Raw genomic sequence first — 17,871 nt, 5'->3', positions numbered from 1 at the left:
CTGTTGCGGGATGTAACGACGCGTTTGGGCATGAAATTGACCTCTAGCCCCCGTGAAATATGCGCTAGCAGCTCCTAAAAGCGTAGCAATTTTCTGCCCTGTACGATGCTGCACCTATGAGCAGCACCCACTTCTATCCGATAGGCATCCCCGGCCAAGCCTGGGGCCCCGCAGAGCGTGCCCAGTGGCGCGCACGCCAAGTACGACAACGCAGCTATGCAGATGACGTGCTAACGGCCGTGGAGCGCTTGCGCAACCGGTTTGACGTGGAGACCTATGGCGAGGTGGCGTATGCGGATGTGCAGCACGCGGCAGAAACATTCCCACTCATGGCGATCCGCAGCCGCCAGTGGGATAAGTCCTTGCCTACCGTACTGATCACCGGCGGTGTGCATGGCTACGAGACCAGTGGCGTGCACGGCGCGCTGCGCTTTGTCGATGCGCATGCAGCGGAGTACGCCGGCCGCGTGAACCTGCTGGTAGCGCCCTGTGTGAGCCCCTGGGCCTATGAGCGCATCCAGCGTTGGAACTTTGACGCGCTGGACCCCAACCGCAACTTCCGCGTGGACAGCCCCGCCCAAGAGTCCGCCGCGCTCATGCGGCTGATTAACCCCTTGCACGGCCAGTTTGCCGCCCATATCGACCTGCACGAAACCACCGACACCGACGAGAGCGAGTACCGCCCCGCCGTGGCCGCGCGCGATGGCAAACCGTTTGAACCCGCCACCATCCCCGATGGCTTCTACCTGGTGGACGACACCGCCAACCCGCAACCTGCGTTCCAGGCAGCCATCATTGACGCCGTGCAGCGCGTTACCCACATTGCCCCGGCGGATGCGCAGGGCGGCATCATCGGCTCGCCGTTGGTGGCGCATGGCGTCATCCACTACGCCATGAAAGAACTGGGCCTGTGCGCCGGCATCAGCGGTGCGCGCTACACCAGCACCACCGAGGTCTACCCCGACAGCCCCCGTGCCACACCCGAGCAATGCATTGCCGCGCAGGTGGCGGCGGTGTGTGCGGCGGTGGAGTTTGTGCTGGCCTAGCGCGGCTTCAACTGCGCCAGCCTCGCCACCCCATCCTCTATTTCCCCCGGCTGCAGCGCCGCAAACCCCAGCAGCCAACCATCCACCGTGCCGGGCCGGCTGTGCAGGGCGCTCAGGCTGGGGGTGGCGATGCCGCGCTCGGCGGCCTGGCGGGTTAACGTGGCCTCGCTGCCCGGTGGCAGGGTCACGCTGATCTGCAGGCCCCCCGTGCTGTTCAGCGGCTGGGCCCAGGGCAGCTTGCGGGCTATCAAGTCCAGCAGCAGGTCGCGCCGGCTGCGGTAGAGCTGGCGCATCAGGCGCAGGTGCGCGGCAAAGTGGCCGTGCGCCATGAAGTCCGCCGTCACCGCCTGCGCCAGCTGGGCCACGTGGCCGTCGTACACGCTGCGTGCGGTCACCAGCGGCTGCACCAGCGCCTCCGGTAGCACGGCATAGGCGATGCGCAGGGACGGGAACAGCGTTTTGGAAAACGTGCCGATGTAGACCACACGCCCGCCGTTATCCAGCCCCTGCAGGCTGGGCGTGGGGCGGCCGTCGTAGAGAAACTCGCTGTCGTAATCGTCTTCCACGATCCAGCATCCCTGGCGCTGCGCGTAGTCCACCAGCGCCATGCGCCGCTGCAGGCTCAGCGTGCCGCCCGTGGGGTACTGGTGCGATGGCGTGAGGTACATCAGCCGTGGCGCGGGCAGGCTGAAGTCGGGCACCAGGCCCTGCGCGTCCACCGGCAGCGGCACCAGCTGCGCGCCGCTGGCGGCAAACGCGGTGCGCGCGCCGCGGTAGCCGGGGTCTTCCAGCCACACGCGGTCACCCGGGTCCAGCAACAGCGTGGCCAGCAGCTGCAGCGCCTGCTGCGAGCTGGTCAGCACCAGCACCTGTGCCGCGCTGCAACGCACCCCGCGGGAGCTGACCAGGTACTGCGCAATCGCCTCGCGCAGATCCACGCGACCCTGCGGGTCACCATAGCGCATCAGCGCCTCGGGCTCGCGGCGCAGGCGCTTGCCGGTCAGCTGGCGCCACAGCGCGTGCGGAAACGCGCGCAGGTCCGGGCTGCCCGCGGCAAAGGCCTGCAGCTGCAGCGGCTCCATGCAGCCGCCCGTGTCCACCATGCCCTGGCCGCGCTGCGACAGCACGGCCTGCGGCACCAGCGGTGCGGCCTTGCTGCGCCGCTTGGCCGCCACCGGCGCCGTGCTGGCCTGCACCGCCACAAAGCTGCCATGGCCCGTGCGCCGCTCCACATAGCCCTCGGCCTCCAACTGCGCGTAGGCAGCCTCCACCGTCACGCGGGACAGCGCCAGGTCGAGCGCTAGCACGCGCGTGGCGGGCAGGCGGGTGCCCTGGCTCAGCGTGCCGTTGCGCATGGCGTCGCGCAGGGCAGCACACAGGCGCTCGCGCAGGCCCATGCCGGGGCGGCCCGTGGCATCCATCAGGCCCATCCACAGGCTGGGTTGCGCAGTTTTCATGGGTCTTAATTGGTCTTATTGAGATTGATAAATTGGTATCAATGATAAGTCCACTGCTTTCTACACTGCCTGCATGGCCGCAAGGCTTTGTGTTTTTGACTATCACCCGGAGAACCCCACCATGACCACATCCGTTGCCTCCCAAGTGCTTGCCTTCCAACCCGCCAGCGCCGGTCAGACGGCCGACTACATGCTGCACAAGCTCAGCTTCCACGCCGATGCGTGGGACGTGGCCGAAGACCTGCGCAACGGCATCACGTCGCTGGTGGTCATCGATACGCGGTCCGAGGCGCTCTACGCCCAGGGCCACGTGCCCGGTGCGGTCAACTTTCCGCACCGGTTGATGGACGCGCATAGCACCGCAGCGCTGGACCGCAGCAAGGTCTATGTGACGTACTGCGACGGCATTGGCTGCAACGGCTCCACCAAGGGCGCCTACAAGCTGGCCAAGCTGGGCTTCACCGTGAAAGAGATGCTGGGCGGGCTGGACTTTTGGGTGCGCGACGGCCAACCCGTGGCCACTGGCAGTGCGCCCGGCGCCATGCCAGCGGATGCACCCGCCATCGAGTGCGCGTGCTGATCGGTAGTGCAGCCCCGCAAGTAGTGCGCGCGGCCACACCGGCCGACGCCACCGCGCTAGCGCCCCTGTGCGCGGCCCACGCCGCGTACGAGCGCATGCCCTACAGCGCAGTGGGGCATGTGGAGCGCCTGCAGGCCGTGTTGGCCAGCGGCCAGCTGCACGCCTGGTTGCTAGAGCAGGGCGGTAGCGCCCTGGGCTACGCCAGCGTCACGCTGGACTTTGCCACCCTGAGCGGCCAGCGCTTTGCACACCTGGACTGCCTGTACCTCACCCCCGCCGCGCGCAACCAGGGCGGCGGCCTGGCGCTGATGCATGCGGTGCAGGCCTATGCGCGCGGGCAGGGCAGCAGCACGCTGCAATGGCAAACCCCCGCCTGGAACCACGGCGCCATGCGTTTCTACGCCCGGCTGGGCGCCAGGGCCTGCGCCAAGCAGCGGTATACGCTGGCGCTGGATGGGGTGGGTCGGTGTGGGCAGGGCGTGGAGTTGAATGAAATAGGGCTGTAGCCCCCGTGGAACATGTGCGAGCAGCTACCAAAAACGTAGCATTTGCACCGGGGTGGAAGGCCGTATTGCTGGCGGCGTCTACGGGTGTTACAGTGAATTCGACACACGGCAAGGAGAGGGTGTTCGAATGGCCATTGGACCGCAACCAGACAATACGCCCCCTGCTCCGGGCGCTGCCTCCAGCGAGGGTGCGCCGCCCACCCGGCGCATGAACATCCGGCACACCGACCGCTTGCTCGCCAAAGCCGAGATGCTGCTCTCCCAACGGGACCAGACCGTCGCCTCGCAACAAGACATCCTCGCTGTTGTCGCCGACCTGATCCACGCCGCCACCCACGATGTGCTGACCGGGCTACCCACCCGCAGCCTGCTGCTGAGCCGGCTGGAGCGCGAACTGGCCCAGGCCTCCACAGGGAACGCACCCGGCAGCGAACAGGTGGCGGTGCTGTTTGTGGACCTGGACAACTTCAAACTGGTGAACGACTCGTTGGGCCACGACAGTGGGGACGCGCTGCTGTGCGAGGTGGCCCGGCGCATCAGTGGTTGCCTGGGCGATGTGGAAGGTGGCATCGTGAGTCGCATTGGCGGAGACGAATTCGTCATCCTGTTCCCCCATGCCGTCAGCGGGGCCGAAGACCGGCTGGCAATCCGCATACTGGCCACGGTGGTAGAGCCGATCAAGATTGCTGGGCGGGAGGTTGTCACCTCTGCCAGCATTGGCGTTGCCAGCTGTGCGCTGGGTGCGCAGTCGGCCGAGCAGCTGCTGCGCGATGCCGACACCGCGCTCTACGCCGCCAAGGCGCGCGGGCGCAATTGCACCGTGCGCTTCAACCAGGAACTGCACGAACGCGTGGTGCGGCGCGTGCAGATCGAATCGGACCTGCGCATCGCCCTGCGGGAGAAGCAGGTGTTTGTGCAATACCAGCCACAGGTGAGCCTGGTGACCGGGCAGGTGCTGGGCGTGGAGGCGCTGGCGCGCTGGAACCACCCCGAATACGGCATGGTGTCGCCCGCCGAATTCATCCCCATTGCCGAAGACAGCCGCTTGATCAGCGAGCTCGGGCGGCAAGTGCTGCGCAGCGCGTGCCAGCAACTGGCCGCCTGGTCTACCGCCCTGCATGGGCGGCCGTTCTCGATGACGGTCAACGTGTCACCGCGCCAGCTGAGTGACCCGGACTTCATCGCTGAGGTGCAAACCATCGTCCAGCAAACCGGCGTCAGCCTGACCTCGCTGTGCCTGGAGCTGACCGAAAGCGCGCTGACGAATTCGGAGTCTGAGGTCATCAAGACGCTGAACCAGCTGCACCAGATGGGTATCTACGTGGCCATTGATGACTTTGGCACCGAGTATTCCTCGCTGGCCCGCCTGCGTGACCTGCCGATCGAGGTGCTGAAGATAGACCGCTCCTTCATCGACGGCCTGGGCACCGAGGCGGGGGACACCGCCATCGTGTCGTCCATCCTCAGCCTGGCGTTTGCCACCGGCAAGCATGTGATTGCCGAGGGCATAGAGCGGGTGGAGCAGGCCCTGGCGCTGCGCAGCATGGGGTGCGGCGTGGCGCAGGGCTACCTGTTCTCTAGGCCGGTAGACGCTGCGCTGATCCTGTCCATGCTGGACCGGCCCCTATGGCAGGCGCCCGCCAACTGGGGCGTGCAATCTGCCGCCGTGGCGCCCGATACCCTGACACGCCGTGCGCACCGCACCTTCATCGAAGAATTCCTCGACCACATTGGTGTGCCGATGGGAGTGAAGGCGGGTGCTGCACCATGATGTCGCTCGTCATCGGCATCTGCAACTTGCTGGTCGGTATGGCCTATGTGGGCCTGGGCCTGCTCAGCGCGTGGGAGGCGGCCAGCCAATACCGCTACCGCGGCCTGTCGCGCTTTGGCCTGGGCTTTTCGCTGATGGCGGCCAGCTGCGGCCCCCACCACCTGGTGCACGGCTGGTGCGTGCTGCAGGGCGGCACCGTGTCGCTGCCCATGCTGGCCATGACGCTGACCGGCCTGCCTGCCGGCATCGTGTTTTGCTGGTTACGTGCCGAGGCCATGCTGACGGACGGCCGCGGCGACCGCACGGTGGCCATCAACGGCAGCGTGATGGCGGGCGCCGCACTGGCGATGGTGATTATGGTCAGCGTGCTGGCGGGTTGGGCCCTGGCGTCGCCACCCGTCCCGTCCGCAGTGGTCTGCACCGCCAAGGGCATCCAGTCCCTGATCACGGATTCGGGCATGGGCCTGAATGGCCCTGCGCTGGTCATGTACAGCAACCTCTGGGTGACATTTACCTATGGCATGGTGGGCTGGTACCTGATCGACACGCAGATACGCCGCTACGTCTCTACCCATTCCTGGTCGCTGTCCGGCTTGTCACTGGCCGCCGTGTTCCCAACCTGTGCCGCCATGCACCTGATCTTGGCGTTGACCAGCAGTGCTGCCGAGACCAGCACCCTGGTGTTCGACCTGATCGGCGTGCCGGCCTCGGTGTATTTTTTGTGGGTGATCAAACAGCTGCACACAGATTCCGCCATGGACTGGAATCGCCGCCCCCTGGCCGGCCTGGCAGCGTCGCCGCACCGCTCCTCGCCCTGGAGCGAGGCCACCAGTACGGAACGCTGATCAGTCCCGGTCCAGCTCCCTGATCAGCGTCACCACCTTGGTCGTGATGATGTCCACCGCCGGGCCATTGGCGCCGTGGGGCAGGATGACGTGGGCGTGCCGCTTGGTGGGCTCGATGAACTGCTTGTGCATGGGGCGCACCGTTTCCAGGTACTGGCTGATCACGCTCTCGGCGCTGCGGCCGCGTTCGGCCATGTCGCGCTGCAGGCGGCGGATGAAGCGCACGTCTGCCGCCGTGTCCACAAACACCTTCAGCGACATCATCTTGCGCAGGTCCGCATCAAACAGCGCAAACAGCCCTTCGATCACGATCACCGGCGCAGGCTTCACGGTGATAGTGGTGCTGGCGCGGTTGTCTGCCGAAAAGTCGTAGGTGGGCATTTCAATCGCTTCGCCCCGGCGCAGCGCCTGCACGTGCTGCACCATCAGCGGCCAGTCAAACGCGTCGGGGTGGTCGTAGTTGGTCTTGCGCCGATCTTCGGGCGACAGATGCGTTTGGTCGCAGTAATAGTCGTCCTGCATCACCACCGTGGCCATCTCCGGCCCGATGGAGGCCAGCACCTCACGCGTTACCGTGGACTTGCCGCTACCACTGCCGCCTGCGACGCCGATCACGAAAGGTTTGTTGTTGGTTTTGGGCATGCTTGTATCCGGTTCCAGGCTGGCAAAAGGGCGTGATCTTACAAGCCCGCCGCTCAGCGCTTGCCGTACACGCAGGCGTATATTGGCACGATGCACGCCAAGCCACCATCCCACCACCGCAGCGACCTGGTTCGCATTGCCACCCACGCCATGACGGAGCGCGGCCTGCTGCCCGAATTCTCCCCCGCGGTGGAGCGCCAACTGGCCGGCATCACCGCCACCGGCCACAGCGCTGACCCCACGATTCACGACCTCACCACCTTGCTGTGGTGCTCTATCGACAACGACGACTCGCTGGACCTGGACCAGCTCACCGTGTCCGAAGCCTTGCCCAACGGCAGCGTGCGCCTGTGGGTGGCCATTGCCGATGTGGACGCCCTGGTGCCGCGCGATACACCCATCGACCAGCACGCCAGCACCAACACCACCTCGGTCTACACCTCGGCGCGCATCTTCCCCATGCTGCCCGAGCGCTTGTCCACCGACCTCACCTCGCTCAACCCCCACCAGGACCGCCTGGCCATGGTGACCGAGATGGTGTTCCACGCGGATGGCTCGCTGGCCGGCTCCACCATCTACCGCGCCAAGGTACGCAACCAGGCCAAGCTGGCCTACGACGCCGTCAGCGCCTGGCTAGACGGCCAGGGCGACTTGCCCGCCTCGGCGGTGGCCGTGCCCGGCATGGATGCGCAGTTGCGCACGCAAGACGCGCTGGCCCAGCAACTGCGCGCACGCCGCCACAGCGCGGGCGCGCTGGAGTTTGAAAGCTTTCAGCCCCGCGTGGTGTTTGACGGCGAGCGCGTGTCCGACATTGCACTGCAAGAACACAACCGCGCCCGCCAGCTGATTGAAGAGGTGATGATTGCCACCAACAACTGCACCGCGCGCTACCTGGCTGCGCGGGGCGTTGCATCGCTGCGGCGCGTGGTGCGCTCGCCCGAGCGCTGGCTGCGCATCGTGGGCGTGGCCAAGGAATATGGCGAGGTGCTGCCCAACGAGCCGGACTCCAAAGTGCTGGAAGACTTCCTGGCCAAGCGCCGCCGGGCCGACCCGCTGCGCTTTCCCGATCTGTCGCTGGTTATCGTCAAACTCATGGGGCGCGGCGAATACGTGCTGGAGTCTCCCGGCGGCCCGCCCGTGGGCCACTTTGGCCTGGCGGTGACTGACTACACCCATTCCACCGCGCCCAACCGGCGCTTCCCCGACCTCATCACCGCGCGCCTGCTCAAGGCCACGCTGGCCCACCAGCCTCCACCCTATTCGAACGCCGAGCTAGACGAGCTGGCCCAGCACTGCACCCGCCAGGAAGACGCGGCGCAAAAGGTGGAGCGCCGAATGCGCAAGTCCGAAGCCGCGCTGCTGCTCGAATCCCGCATCGGCCAGCGCTTTGACGCCATCGTCACCGGCAACGCGGCCGACGGCCTGTGGGTGCGCCTGCTGAACCCGCCCGCCGAGGGCAAGCTGCTGCGCGGCGCCAGCGCGCTACGGGTGGGGGACAAGGTGCGCGTGAAGCTGGTGGCTACCAACGTGGAGCGCGGGTTTATTGACTTTGAGGCGGGGTAGCAGGGTGGGTGGCTAGCGTTTTGAGGAAATTGGCCTCTAGCCCCCGTGGAATATGCGCAGACTGCTACCAATTTAATAGCGAATTCAAAGTCAGTTAAGCCGATTTTTCCAATAGAGCGGCTTGCGGTGCTGATGCGCTATGGCCAGCACAAGGATGTCTGCGCCATCTTGTGTGTAAACCACGCTGTAGGGAAAGCGCCGCAAGCGGCAACGGCGAATGTGTGGGGTGAGTGGGTGCCACGCCTGCGGATGCTGCTCAATCAGTTGAATGGCTTTGAGCGTTTCAATGAAGAATGCTTCGCCCAGACCCGGCGCTTGCTCTGCGTACCACGCTATCGCCTCGTCCAGCTCGGCCTGCGCTGGCGCTAACAGGCGGACGGTCATGCTGCTTTTGGCCTCACTTGGTATTTGGCTATCACTTCCGACAAGGCCACGGCCTCGATTTCACCGCGCCGGTATGCAGCCAAGCGCTCGTCTGCTTCGTGGGCCCAGGCTGAGTCCAGTGTTGCGTCGGGCTGGTCCAGACTGTCCAAGATGCGCTCCACCACTTCCAGTCGCTCTTCGGGCGGCAGCTTGGCGGCTTGGGCACTCAAGGCTTCTGCGGAGGTGGTCATGGTGGCTCCATGTGGGTGGGGTAGGGCACAACTATAGCGCCGTCAAAACGTCACCGGACGGTTTGTTATTCTTGGGTAATGCCCTTTCGAAACCTGCTGCGCCGCTTCTGTGGCGTGCTCCTTGTCTTATCCAGTCTGGGCGTTGCGGTGCCAGCTTTCGCGGCAACCACCCTGGAGCCACTGGACCTCACGCGGGTACTTGCAACTCCGGTTTCGCTGACCGCCCATTTTGAATACCTGGAAGACCCTGGCGCTGCGTGGACCCTGAAGGATGTCAGGGAGCCGGCCCGAGCAACGGAGTTCCGCCAGCCGAGCAACCCGTCCGGTGCAGCCATCGGTTTTTCCTACACGCGGTCCGCGGTGTGGTTGCGTTTGCCGCTGGCAAACCCCGGCAACCAGCCGCTGCAGCGCGTGCTGGAAATCAACTATCCGCTGCTGGCGCACATCGACTTTTACGCCCCCGATGCGCAGGGCGTTTATCAGGTAACGCAAACGGGCTACGCCCGCCCGTTTGCCAACCGTCCCTTGCCCGGCCGCTTCTTTCTGCTGCCCGTCACACTGCCGCCCCAGTCGCAGCAGACGGTCTATCTGCGGTTGGAAACCCCCAACTCGCTGAACATTCCCGCGCGCATGTGGGAGCCACAGGCGCTGCAAACCCACCAGCACGCCGACTACGCCCTGCAAGCCCTGTATTTCGGCGTCGTGCTGGCCATCTCGTTCTACAACCTGATGCTGTTCGTGGTCCTGCGCGACAAAAACTACCTGCTGTACGTCATCTTCTCCGGCTCCGTCGCACTGGCGCTTGGCACCTTCAGCGGGCTGGGTACGGAATTCGTTTGGGGAGACATCCCTGCGTGGACCACCATCGGCGTGAACGTCTTTACAGCCGTCGCAGCCACAGCCATGCTGGAGTTCGCCCGGCGCATTCTCAACACCGCTGCATTGTCCAAACCGCTGGACTGGGTGCTGCAGGGGCTGATGGTGCTGAATGGCATTTCCTTCTTCGCGCTGATCGTCTGGTTTCGCACCGTCACCCCCTGGTTTATCGTGCTCAGTGTGATCACGCCGCTGGTTCTTCTGGCCACCGGCTGCTGGAGTGCGCTGCGCGGGCAGCGCAGTGCTTACTTCTTTGTGGCGGCGTTCACGGCCATCTTGCTGGCGGTGGTGCTCACCCACCTGCGCAACCTGGGAATACTGCCCACCAACTTTTTGACGACCGATGGCACCCAGATAGGCTCTGCCATGGAAATGCTGCTGCTGTCGTTTGCCCTGGCAGACCGCTACAACGCCATGCGCCGCGACCAGGTGCTTGCACAGGAACAGACCCTTAAAGCCCAGGAAGCACTGGTGTCCACCCTGCGAGAAGCCGAGCATGTTCTGGAAGCCAAGGTAGAGGAACGCACCGCGGAGCTGCGCATTCTCAACCGCAAACTCGAAGCACTCAGTGCCACCGATGGCCTTACCGGCATTGCCAACCGCAGGCACTTCGACGCCACACTGGCCGCCGAGTGGACCCGCTCCGCGCGCCAGGGCCATCCGCTGGCGCTGGGGCTGCTGGACGTGGACTGGTTCAAGCAATACAACGACCACTACGGACACCAGGCAGGCGATGACTGCCTGCGCAAGGTGGCGGACACGTTGGCCGCCACCATGGCCCGCACGGGTGATCTGGTGGCACGCTATGGCGGCGAGGAGTTCATCTTCATTGCGCCTGCAACCAGTGCAGAAGACGCCCTGGGCATGGCCCGCAAAATGTGCGAGGCCCTGCAGGCGCTGGCACTGCCGCACGCCCTGTCAGACTTTGGCTGCGTGACCGCCAGCGTGGGCGTGGCCAGCATCGTGCCGGACGACACCACCACACCCCAGACCCTGATCCAGGCCGCGGATGAGGCCCTGTACGCCGCCAAGGCAGCGGGCCGCAACCGTGCGTGCTGGCTGGCGGATAAATCAGCCTCTAGCCCCCGTGGAATATGCGCCAGCAGCTACTAAAAGCGTAGCAAGCAGAAGGACGCAAACCTAGAACGAAGACCCCGGTTAGTCGAAACTGCCAATCAGACCATTTGAATGACAAGCTTCTTGCCACAGGCTTGCGCATACTTGCGCAGGGTCGCAAAAGATGGGGAATGCTTTTCGCTGCGCAATGACGCCTCTAGCCGGGAGACGGCCGACACCGTGGTACCCATGCGGTTTGCCACATCGGCCTGGGTCAGGCCCGCCGCCTGGCGCGCGTCCAGCATGGTGTGCAGCGCGGTGTATTCCTCTTCCAGCGCGTCAAATGCTTTCGTTACACCTGGCTTGGCCAGCAGTGCTTTGCGGAACGCCGTGTCATGCGGCACGGGTTGGTAGTCAGTTTTAGCCATTTTGAACATCCTTCAGTCGTTTACGGGCCAGGCGTAAATCTGCGTCTGGGTGTAATAGAACACCCGTCCAATGCCTTCTGGCCCTTTGGGACGCAATCCAACAGGTCTAGATTGCTGCCATCGCGGTCATCCCCGCGCAAGGCGGAGCCAAAGACCCGCGGGTTCGCCACGCGATAGCGCGCTGCAGCGAGGCAGACGGCTTCGCGGTGCTGGCGGAGGGCTTGGGAAGGGCGCATGGCTAGGAGCTTACCGGAGCGCCTTGTTTATGTGTCAAATCAGTCTCCAGCCCCCGTGGAATGTGCGTCAGTAGCTACCAAAAGCGTAGCGAAGATTACTGGAGTTCGCCTAACAGACTCTGCACTGCGTCAAGGACGCTGCATATACGGCTTCGCGGTTGCGGTTGATGCTGGCCAGCACGTAGGGGTTGCGCACTGCGCCGGGCTCTACCAAATCCACCCCACGGCCCAGCAGTGCTTCCAGAGCGGCCTTGGCACCAAAGATTGAGTCCAACCCCGGGCGGACGTCCGGCGTGAATTCCACCAAAAAGTCTGCATCGCTGCTGGCGGGGTCAAAGTCATCCGCACGCGCAGCCGAACCAAACACCTCCAGCCGCTGGATGCGGTAGCGCTGGCAGATGGCAGAAATTCCAGAACGGTGTTGAGCGATGGCGGGATGCATGGGTTGAAGTTTAACGGAGCAGGCCATTTATATGTCAAGTAGACCTCCAGCCCTCGTGGAATATGCGCAAGCAGCTACCAAAAGCGTAGCAAACAGAAGGCCGAGGGCCTAGAACGAAGACCCCGGTTCGCTCAGGAAGGCCAGCTCTTCGGCGCTGGAGCTGCGTCCCAGGATGCCGTTGCGATGTGGGAAGCGGCCGAAGCGGTCGATGATGGCTTTGTGGCGCTGCTCGTAGTCCAGGTTGTATTCCATGCCCGGCTGCGCAAACAGCTCAGTAGACTGCGTATGCGCCAGCGCATGCTGTGCTAATCTCCTGCGTGCAGGCGGCTATGAAGGTCCTTCCTTCTAAACATCTGGAAATAGGGCTTTCGCTTTCCGCCTGCCCTTTCATCTATTCCATGCACAGCCCTCTGCGGCACCTACGGCACGTAGCGGTGTAGGAAGCACTTCCCCAAAACCTAGGGAACGCGTCACATGACCGACCAGCACGACATTTACTTTCGAAGAAAGCGCTCAGTCTTGGTGCCAGAGGCATCGGGAAGCCCCGTTGACCCGCGACTAGTGGCTTCGTTGCACAAAAATGTGCAGTGCTTGGGGTTCAAGTTCACTCAGCGATTGTTGGACGCGCTTTCGACGCTTTCTGAGGTACAAATCAGCCGGTATGGCCATACGCTGACTGAGATGATCAAGAGGGCTTTGGGCGCGCACGTGCAGGTCCGACTGCTCTACCCGAACTTTCCGCAACAAGTGATGGAAGCGGATGAGGCAAGTTTGTATTTGAACGCTCTCCGCCACTACTGGACCCTGGAGCTCCCGGCACAAGAAGCTGCTAAACGCCCAGAGCTAGTCCAGTTTGTTTACCCCAGGCCCATTGACCTCGGCAGCAGTGAAGAAATGTTTTCGCTGTTTGGGCAAATGCTCAAGACGGTCAGTCCCTACAGCCCAACGGACCAAACAGACGTGGCGTGGATCATCAAACAATATCCGCATCAGTTGCCATCGCTTCTGCCACCGGCCCAGTCCTGCAAAGAAAATCTGGCATTTGTTGGAGCCCAGCTGCTGCTGCACCATCCCACCCATGTTGCTTGGTTTGGCGGACAGATCAACACCGTGACAGACATTTTACGTCTCGTCGTTTGTATGTTTGGTGGGGATGCTTCTTTGGCTACGCCGGGGCGTGTCGGGTCATTCGCGCGCAAACATCGAGTTCAATTGCTGATTTGGATCGAGGGTTGCAAAAACATTGCAGAAGACATGCTGCGCTATGCCGAGCGTTGGAAGCGCGTAGGGGAGCGCTTGCACCCAGGTGAATATGCGAAGCGATTCCCGCGTACCTTAGAAGCGATTTCTGCTATTCGCGCCGGTACCCCCGTACCTCGATTTAGCCGAGATGTAGAGCTGCTGCTGCAACAAGCTGATTGGGATGCTTTGCTGCCTCTGCTTGCGACACGACCTGGTGAATTTGCTCGCCGATTTGACGTGCTTCTTTGCAGGGGCGTTGATCCCCAAGTGCTGTTGGGTGCTATGGGCAGCCGCGGTGCATCCATTTCTACAGCCGTATTGCTGCAAGTGATGACGCATTTTGAGAGGCGACTGGATACCTCTCTAGGTTTGGATGGCGATGTCTCAATGGTCAGGCCGTTGCGTGTCTTCTTTCCAAAAGGGCAGGTTGCCAATCTCTTTGCGCGCAAGAACGACCGTCCGCTCTTGAGTCGTGCAACTTGCAATATGGTTGTGCAGTGGTGTGAGCAAACTCTTGTAGCTCGCTTTGCCAAGCTGGAACCATTGGGTACCTGCTATTTGGCACCAGAGCTGGATACCTATTTGGTGCCGTTTGCTCAGCGTTCTGCTTCCAAGGCACTCAGGACCTTGGCGCGCGGCAGTCATTTGCCATTGCCCTTTGCGACAACCCAGGCAGATGGTCTTTCCGAGGACACGCTGCGCTTCTTTGTGTGGTGGAAGAATGGCCGCTCGCGCACTGACATTGATTTGTCAGCCACCTTGTACGGCCCGGACTATGAGTACGTGGATACCCTGGCTTACTACCGTCTCAAGTCCTACGGCGCGCACCATAGTGGCGACATTGTTGATGCACCGAATGGGGCTGCAGAGTTCATCGACATCAACTTGCAGAACATGCTCGACCGCGATGTGCGTTACGTTGTCATGAGCATCAGTTGCTACAGCGGCCAACCGTACATTGATCTACCCGAATGTTTCGCGGGCTGGATGGCGCGCGAGAAACCCAACTCTGGGGAAGTTTTCGAGCCGAAAACTGTGCAGGACAAAGTGGATGTCGCCTCCGACACCGTGTTTTGCATTCCTGCCATTTTTGATCTGGCAGAACGCCGCGTCATTTGGGCCGACATAGCGCTGAAAACTCAGCCTCAGTTCTCCAACAACGTTGCTAACAATCTGGCAGGTGTTTCACTCATGCTGCGTGCCATTACGCAACTCAAGAAAACCAGCCTCCACCGCTTGTTTGGGCTCCATATCCAAGCTAGAGGTACGCGCGTGCATGCAGAGGCGGAGGCCCAGACGGTATTTTCTGTACGCAAAGGCATCACGCCCTTGGATAGTGAGTTGATCGGGGCTGAGTTTTTGCGCTAGCAACGTTGGCTTGCGGCTACTTGAGGTGGGCTGCGCCAGTTCTCGCTAGTTCACTCCCCAAGGTTATTGGTCATTTTTGCCTCTAGCCCGCGTGGAATATGCGCCAGCAGCTACCAAATCCGCAGCAAATGCAAGCCTGAATCTGAGGGCAGATCGCAATTCGCCAGTGGAATCAAGTCGTACCTACGCTGGAGTCTCAAAAATTTGGCACTGGGTTCTTGCCCTTTACCAGCGCAAGAGATTCCTTGACTACCTCGTAGACGGCTTGTCCGTGAACCTGTTGTGTTGGCAACAGGTCGTTGGCTCCGTGCATCAAGCTCAGGCGTCCATCAAAGTTGACCAGCAAACGACCTTGCAGAAATTTCCACTTGCTGCGGACATCGAAACATTCGTGCTTGTTTTCGTCCTCTGTCGGCGGCGAATCTAGGGCGCTGCAGGCGCCACGAGCGCCATCATTCTCTGCCGACAAAGGAATGCCACGCGACAAGAGGGCTGCCTTGCCTGGCTCCAAGCCCAGAACGACCAGCCAAGTTCCGCAATAGCCTTGCCAGCAGCTTCCCCACTCGGACGCCAAGGCGTAGTGGCCGTCGGATAGCTTCGCGATGCTGGTCGTGCCGATGTCGCCTTCCACACCGCTTTGTGTTGCCGCATCCTGTCTGGCCGTCATTCGCCAGCCATTGGCATCGTGCTCAAAGAAATAGGCTCCCACGAATCCAGGGCACATGTGGCAGGTGTAGGGGCGCTGGATGTCTTCGGCAATGGCTCGGGTGTTGGTCAGCAGCGCCGCGTGCGTTTCGTCCAAGCGCACCACATAGATGGGCGTGATCTCTGCACGCGTTGCAGGCGGCTGCGTGTTGTGTTTGTCATTGGCCGTTGCAGACAGGTCAACTTGCTGAACCAAGCCAGGGCCATTTGCCTGCCACGTAGGAAAAGCTAAGAGCATCAACGCTGCGCGATCCAGACTGGCAGAGTACCGGAGCTCCGCCTTTTGGCAAGAGGACAGGATCAGGCACGTGATGAGGAACAGGCTGCGCATTGCAAAGTGCTGAAGTGCAGGCATATTTTTAGTTGATTGCCACAGAACTTTGTATGAAGAATAGGCCTGAGGCCCATGTCAATAAAACCCGGGAAGCTACAAAAAAAAGCGTAGCAACTACAAGCCACAACCTAGAACGAAGACCCGGGCTCAATCAGGAAAGCCAGCTCTTCGGCGCTGGAACTGCGCCCCAGGATGGCGTTGCGGTGGGGGTAGCGGCCGAAGCGGTCGATGATGGCTTTGTGGCGCAGCTCGAAGTCCAGGTTGTATTCCATGCCCGGCTGCGAGAACAGCGCTACGGCTTGCATATGCACCAGCGCGGACTCGCTGTGCATATAGGGCATGTAGGCAAACACGCGCTGCGCCACCGGCAGGCTGCGGTCCTGCCCGCTGGCCACCAGCTCTTGCGCCAATACCAGCGCCAGCGCGTCTTGCGCAAAGGCGCGCGGCGTGTCGCGGTAGACGTTACGCGAGAATTGGTCCAACACAATGATCTCCGCCAGCCGCCCCTCGGCCGTTGCGCGCCACGCAAACAACTCACACCGCGCCGCAGCTTCCAGCGTATCGCCAAACCGCGCGCGGATGGTTTCGTCCAGCGCGGCGTCTTTGACGAAGTGCTGCTTGGCGGTTAGCTCTTCGAACCAGAAGTGGAGGATGGATTGGGAGGCGACCACATCAATCAGCGGGCTGGGCGTGTATTGCTAGGTGTTTTTGGCTTGAGGGTAGGCACTTCCAAGCCAAATGCATCGGCTAGGCGTTGAGCCTGTTTGGCAGACTGAACCAAGGCCTTTTGCAGCGCTTTGGGGGAGGGCGTTAGCCTGCTTGGCTGAGTTTTTGCAGTTTGTGCCATGTTGTGGGTTCCGTCACGGTGAGTTGGCCTTGGACTTGTGCGGCCACCGGGCGCGCATGGGGAGCAGTTGAATTATCGAACACTGTCCACTCGTCTGCCAATGGCATGTAGAGATGAAAGAAGTTGCTCACACTTCGGCCGTAACGCCTGCGCACAATGTCAGGTGGTACATCATGTCCGCCTAGTGAAACGCGCAGCTTCACCCGGCGCACGGCAAGCTGTGCATTTGCCAACGCAAAGTAGTAAATAACCACTGCGTAGCCCTGCTGTTTGAGCGTTGCAAGAAACGCGGCAAACGTGCGGCTGGATAGGGTGGACTCAAATGCGAAATCAACTCCCGCATCGCTCAACTGATGCAAACGCTTCAGCATGATGCGACCCGCCTCAAACGCCACTGCGTCAGTATTGCGCCCGGACAGACCGCGCGCAATGTAGTCCGCGTTGACGAATGTATCGATGCTTAGCGCGGCAAGAATGGCGTCCGCATGTGTCGATTTGCCAGCGCCATTGGGGCCAGCGAATATGACTACACGGGGGGGAGTTTTTGAAGTGCGGGGCATTGGACTCAATCACACAGGGTGAAACTCCTGAGGCCACAAAAAGTAGGGGCCAAAGCGTCCCTTTGCCACGAACTCTACACCCGCTTTTTCGCCCTTCGGCGTCAGCACATGCTTGTCGGCGTTGAGTACCAAGTAGCCTCGCTCTGTGGCGCGCTGCAAAAGGTCTTGGGTTTTCATGCCCAGCTTTTGGGCTAGCTTGCCAGATGGCAGTTTGTCACCAGCGGCTTCGGCCTCATCGCTTGCATCAGCGTTAGTGCCCGATGTAATCGGGTCTTCAACGACGCGCTCCATGGAGATGCGCACCTCTTCGCTGATACGAATAATGCGTTGCGCCTCTTCGTAGGCATCTTTGTAGAGTTGGCTGTCTTCGCTACGTTGGATCAGGATGCCCATTTCATTGTTGTTCACCTGGCTGAATTCGTACAGGTTCAGGCTGGTGATGATGCACAGCTCTTCATTCATGTAGCACTTTGCGTGCAGATTCTTGCAGAAGCTCGTGCGGATGTAGGTCAGGCCACGCAGCCACTCAATTTCTTGTGGCTGCAACTCGCTCTTGCCATAGACGATGCGTACATCTATCTTGAGCCGGTTCTTGTCTGCTAGAAGCTCCTTCATGCGGTCGTTGAGCTTGAGGAATGGGCTGATCAATATGAGGCGGTCAGACGCGCCCTTGATCAGTTCTTCAAGGTGGTAGTTGGTGCCGGTGGTCGATAAGAACTTTGCCATTGCCAGTTTTTTCTTGAGAGGTCAGTT

19 protein-coding genes are annotated in these 17,871 nt (G+C 61.8%); 8 read left to right on the top strand and 11 right to left on the bottom strand.

Annotation, left to right across the window (positions count from 1 at the left end; all coding sequences use genetic code 11):
* Window positions 1-116 precede the first annotated feature (116 nt).
* Window positions 117-1,046, top strand: a complete 930-nt coding sequence (locus AC1DZ5_RS18610) for a M14 family metallopeptidase (RefSeq protein ID WP_477891786.1) — start codon at window positions 117-119, stop codon at window positions 1,044-1,046.
* Here AC1DZ5_RS18610 and pdxR read toward each other — a convergent pair.
* The gene (gene pdxR, locus AC1DZ5_RS18605; protein WP_477891784.1) at window positions 1,043-2,503 is read right to left on the bottom strand and encodes a MocR-like pyridoxine biosynthesis transcription factor PdxR; all 1,461 of its coding nucleotides are present in this window, start codon (window positions 2,501-2,503) and stop codon (window positions 1,043-1,045) included. The two genes, AC1DZ5_RS18610 and pdxR, sit on opposite strands and share 4 nt — an antisense overlap.
* Before the next feature lie 121 nt (window positions 2,504-2,624).
* Between pdxR and AC1DZ5_RS18600 the strand changes: the two genes are divergently transcribed.
* The 4 genes from AC1DZ5_RS18600 to AC1DZ5_RS18585 all read left to right on the top strand — a co-directional run bounded on the left by AC1DZ5_RS18600 (window position 2,625) and on the right by AC1DZ5_RS18585 (window position 6,205).
* Window positions 2,625-3,083: a rhodanese-like domain-containing protein gene (locus tag AC1DZ5_RS18600; RefSeq protein ID WP_477891782.1), complete on the top strand. Its 459-nt coding sequence runs from the start codon at window positions 2,625-2,627 to the stop codon at window positions 3,081-3,083.
* The gene (locus tag AC1DZ5_RS18595; protein ID WP_477891780.1) at window positions 3,077-3,589 is read left to right on the top strand and encodes an N-acetyltransferase family protein; all 513 of its coding nucleotides are present in this window, start codon (window positions 3,077-3,079) and stop codon (window positions 3,587-3,589) included. Before AC1DZ5_RS18600 ends, AC1DZ5_RS18595 begins: the two co-directional genes overlap by 7 nt.
* A gap of 127 nt (window positions 3,590-3,716) precedes the next feature.
* The gene (locus AC1DZ5_RS18590; protein WP_477891778.1) at window positions 3,717-5,360 is read left to right on the top strand and encodes a putative bifunctional diguanylate cyclase/phosphodiesterase; all 1,644 of its coding nucleotides are present in this window, start codon (window positions 3,717-3,719) and stop codon (window positions 5,358-5,360) included.
* Entirely contained in the window at window positions 5,357-6,205 is an 849-nt protein-coding gene (locus AC1DZ5_RS18585; RefSeq protein WP_477891776.1) for a hypothetical protein, read from the top strand. Before AC1DZ5_RS18590 ends, AC1DZ5_RS18585 begins: the two co-directional genes overlap by 4 nt.
* Here the strand turns inward: AC1DZ5_RS18585 and udk are convergent, their stop codons facing one another.
* Entirely contained in the window at window positions 6,206-6,847 is a 642-nt protein-coding gene (udk, locus tag AC1DZ5_RS18580) for a uridine kinase (RefSeq protein ID WP_477891774.1), read from the bottom strand.
* A gap of 90 nt (window positions 6,848-6,937) precedes the next feature.
* Here udk and AC1DZ5_RS18575 point away from each other — a divergent pair, with 90 nt between their 5' ends.
* Window positions 6,938-8,410: an RNB domain-containing ribonuclease gene (locus AC1DZ5_RS18575; RefSeq protein WP_477891772.1), complete on the top strand. Its 1,473-nt coding sequence runs from the start codon at window positions 6,938-6,940 to the stop codon at window positions 8,408-8,410.
* Between the two features lie 90 nt (window positions 8,411-8,500).
* On the opposite strand, the gene AC1DZ5_RS18570 is transcribed toward AC1DZ5_RS18575, so the two are convergent.
* Window positions 8,501-8,794: a type II toxin-antitoxin system RelE/ParE family toxin gene (locus AC1DZ5_RS18570; protein WP_477891770.1), complete on the bottom strand. Its 294-nt coding sequence runs from the start codon at window positions 8,792-8,794 to the stop codon at window positions 8,501-8,503.
* Window positions 8,791-9,024 (bottom strand): addiction module protein, encoded by a 234-nt coding sequence (locus AC1DZ5_RS18565; RefSeq protein ID WP_477684960.1) that lies wholly within the window; start codon window positions 9,022-9,024, stop codon window positions 8,791-8,793. The genes AC1DZ5_RS18570 and AC1DZ5_RS18565 overlap by 4 nt, the downstream gene beginning before the upstream one ends.
* Before the next feature lie 78 nt (window positions 9,025-9,102).
* Here AC1DZ5_RS18565 and AC1DZ5_RS18560 point away from each other — a divergent pair, with 78 nt between their 5' ends.
* A complete protein-coding gene (locus AC1DZ5_RS18560; protein ID WP_477891767.1) occupies window positions 9,103-11,013 on the top strand; it encodes a sensor domain-containing diguanylate cyclase in 1,911 nt (636 codons plus the stop codon).
* 62 nt (window positions 11,014-11,075) lie between these two features.
* On the opposite strand, the gene AC1DZ5_RS18555 is transcribed toward AC1DZ5_RS18560, so the two are convergent.
* From AC1DZ5_RS18555 to AC1DZ5_RS18545, 3 genes are all read right to left on the bottom strand, one after another.
* Complete coding sequence (locus AC1DZ5_RS18555; RefSeq protein ID WP_477891765.1) at window positions 11,076-11,393, bottom strand: helix-turn-helix domain-containing protein; 318 nt, start codon at window positions 11,391-11,393, stop codon at window positions 11,076-11,078.
* 336 nt (window positions 11,394-11,729) lie between these two features.
* Window positions 11,730-12,062 (bottom strand): nucleotidyltransferase family protein, encoded by a 333-nt coding sequence (locus tag AC1DZ5_RS18550; protein ID WP_477891763.1) that lies wholly within the window; start codon window positions 12,060-12,062, stop codon window positions 11,730-11,732.
* A 108-nt stretch (window positions 12,063-12,170) separates the two neighbouring features.
* Window positions 12,171-12,356 carry a DUF924 family protein gene (locus AC1DZ5_RS18545; protein WP_477891924.1) on the bottom strand — a complete coding sequence of 62 codons (186 nt, stop codon included), beginning with the start codon at window positions 12,354-12,356 and terminating at the stop codon, window positions 12,171-12,173.
* A gap of 180 nt (window positions 12,357-12,536) precedes the next feature.
* Between AC1DZ5_RS18545 and AC1DZ5_RS18540 the strand changes: the two genes are divergently transcribed.
* Complete coding sequence (locus AC1DZ5_RS18540; RefSeq protein WP_477891761.1) at window positions 12,537-14,672, top strand: TerD family protein; 2,136 nt, start codon at window positions 12,537-12,539, stop codon at window positions 14,670-14,672.
* A 196-nt stretch (window positions 14,673-14,868) separates the two neighbouring features.
* On the opposite strand, the gene AC1DZ5_RS18535 is transcribed toward AC1DZ5_RS18540, so the two are convergent.
* The 4 genes from AC1DZ5_RS18535 to AC1DZ5_RS18520 form a co-directional block, all read right to left on the bottom strand.
* The gene (locus AC1DZ5_RS18535; protein ID WP_477891759.1) at window positions 14,869-15,708 is read right to left on the bottom strand and encodes a hypothetical protein; all 840 of its coding nucleotides are present in this window, start codon (window positions 15,706-15,708) and stop codon (window positions 14,869-14,871) included.
* A gap of 131 nt (window positions 15,709-15,839) precedes the next feature.
* Window positions 15,840-16,382, bottom strand: a complete 543-nt coding sequence (locus AC1DZ5_RS18530; protein ID WP_477891757.1) for a DUF924 family protein — start codon at window positions 16,380-16,382, stop codon at window positions 15,840-15,842.
* Between the two features lie 139 nt (window positions 16,383-16,521).
* Window positions 16,522-17,118, bottom strand: a complete 597-nt coding sequence (locus AC1DZ5_RS18525) for an ATPase (RefSeq protein ID WP_477891755.1) — start codon at window positions 17,116-17,118, stop codon at window positions 16,522-16,524.
* A 9-nt stretch (window positions 17,119-17,127) separates the two neighbouring features.
* Complete coding sequence (locus AC1DZ5_RS18520) at window positions 17,128-17,844, bottom strand: phospholipase D family protein (RefSeq protein ID WP_477891753.1); 717 nt, start codon at window positions 17,842-17,844, stop codon at window positions 17,128-17,130.
* Between the last annotated feature and the right edge of the window lie 27 nt (window positions 17,845-17,871).

This window comes from Rhodoferax sp. P1_F3 (genome assembly GCF_056405715.1).
Note: the sequence above shows the minus strand (reverse complement) of the source record. Positions and strands in the feature narration are given on the sequence as shown.

Bases quoted from the DNA above. Each gene is read 5' to 3' on its own strand.
- AC1DZ5_RS18610 (WP_477891786.1), top strand. From the start codon at position 117: ATGAGCAGCACCCACTTCTATCCGATAGGCATCCCCGGCCAAGCCTGG.
- pdxR (WP_477891784.1), bottom strand. From the start codon at position 2,503: ATGAAAACTGCGCAACCCAGCCTGTGGATGGGCCTGATGGATGCCACG.
- AC1DZ5_RS18600 (WP_477891782.1), top strand. From the start codon at position 2,625: ATGACCACATCCGTTGCCTCCCAAGTGCTTGCCTTCCAACCCGCCAGC.
- AC1DZ5_RS18590 (WP_477891778.1), top strand. From the start codon at position 3,717: ATGGCCATTGGACCGCAACCAGACAATACGCCCCCTGCTCCGGGCGCT.
- AC1DZ5_RS18585 (WP_477891776.1), top strand. From the start codon at position 5,357: ATGATGTCGCTCGTCATCGGCATCTGCAACTTGCTGGTCGGTATGGCC.
- udk (WP_477891774.1), bottom strand. From the start codon at position 6,847: ATGCCCAAAACCAACAACAAACCTTTCGTGATCGGCGTCGCAGGCGGC.
- AC1DZ5_RS18575 (WP_477891772.1), top strand. From the start codon at position 6,938: ATGCACGCCAAGCCACCATCCCACCACCGCAGCGACCTGGTTCGCATT.
- AC1DZ5_RS18570 (WP_477891770.1), bottom strand. From the start codon at position 8,794: ATGACCGTCCGCCTGTTAGCGCCAGCGCAGGCCGAGCTGGACGAGGCG.
- AC1DZ5_RS18565 (WP_477684960.1), bottom strand. From the start codon at position 9,024: ATGACCACCTCCGCAGAAGCCTTGAGTGCCCAAGCCGCCAAGCTGCCG.
- AC1DZ5_RS18560 (WP_477891767.1), top strand. From the start codon at position 9,103: ATGCCCTTTCGAAACCTGCTGCGCCGCTTCTGTGGCGTGCTCCTTGTC.
- AC1DZ5_RS18555 (WP_477891765.1), bottom strand. From the start codon at position 11,393: ATGTTCAAAATGGCTAAAACTGACTACCAACCCGTGCCGCATGACACG.
- AC1DZ5_RS18550 (WP_477891763.1), bottom strand. From the start codon at position 12,062: ATGCATCCCGCCATCGCTCAACACCGTTCTGGAATTTCTGCCATCTGC.
- AC1DZ5_RS18540 (WP_477891761.1), top strand. From the start codon at position 12,537: ATGACCGACCAGCACGACATTTACTTTCGAAGAAAGCGCTCAGTCTTG.
- AC1DZ5_RS18535 (WP_477891759.1), bottom strand. From the start codon at position 15,708: ATGCGCAGCCTGTTCCTCATCACGTGCCTGATCCTGTCCTCTTGCCAA.
- AC1DZ5_RS18525 (WP_477891755.1), bottom strand. From the start codon at position 17,118: ATGCCCCGCACTTCAAAAACTCCCCCCCGTGTAGTCATATTCGCTGGC.
- AC1DZ5_RS18520 (WP_477891753.1), bottom strand. From the start codon at position 17,844: ATGGCAAAGTTCTTATCGACCACCGGCACCAACTACCACCTTGAAGAA.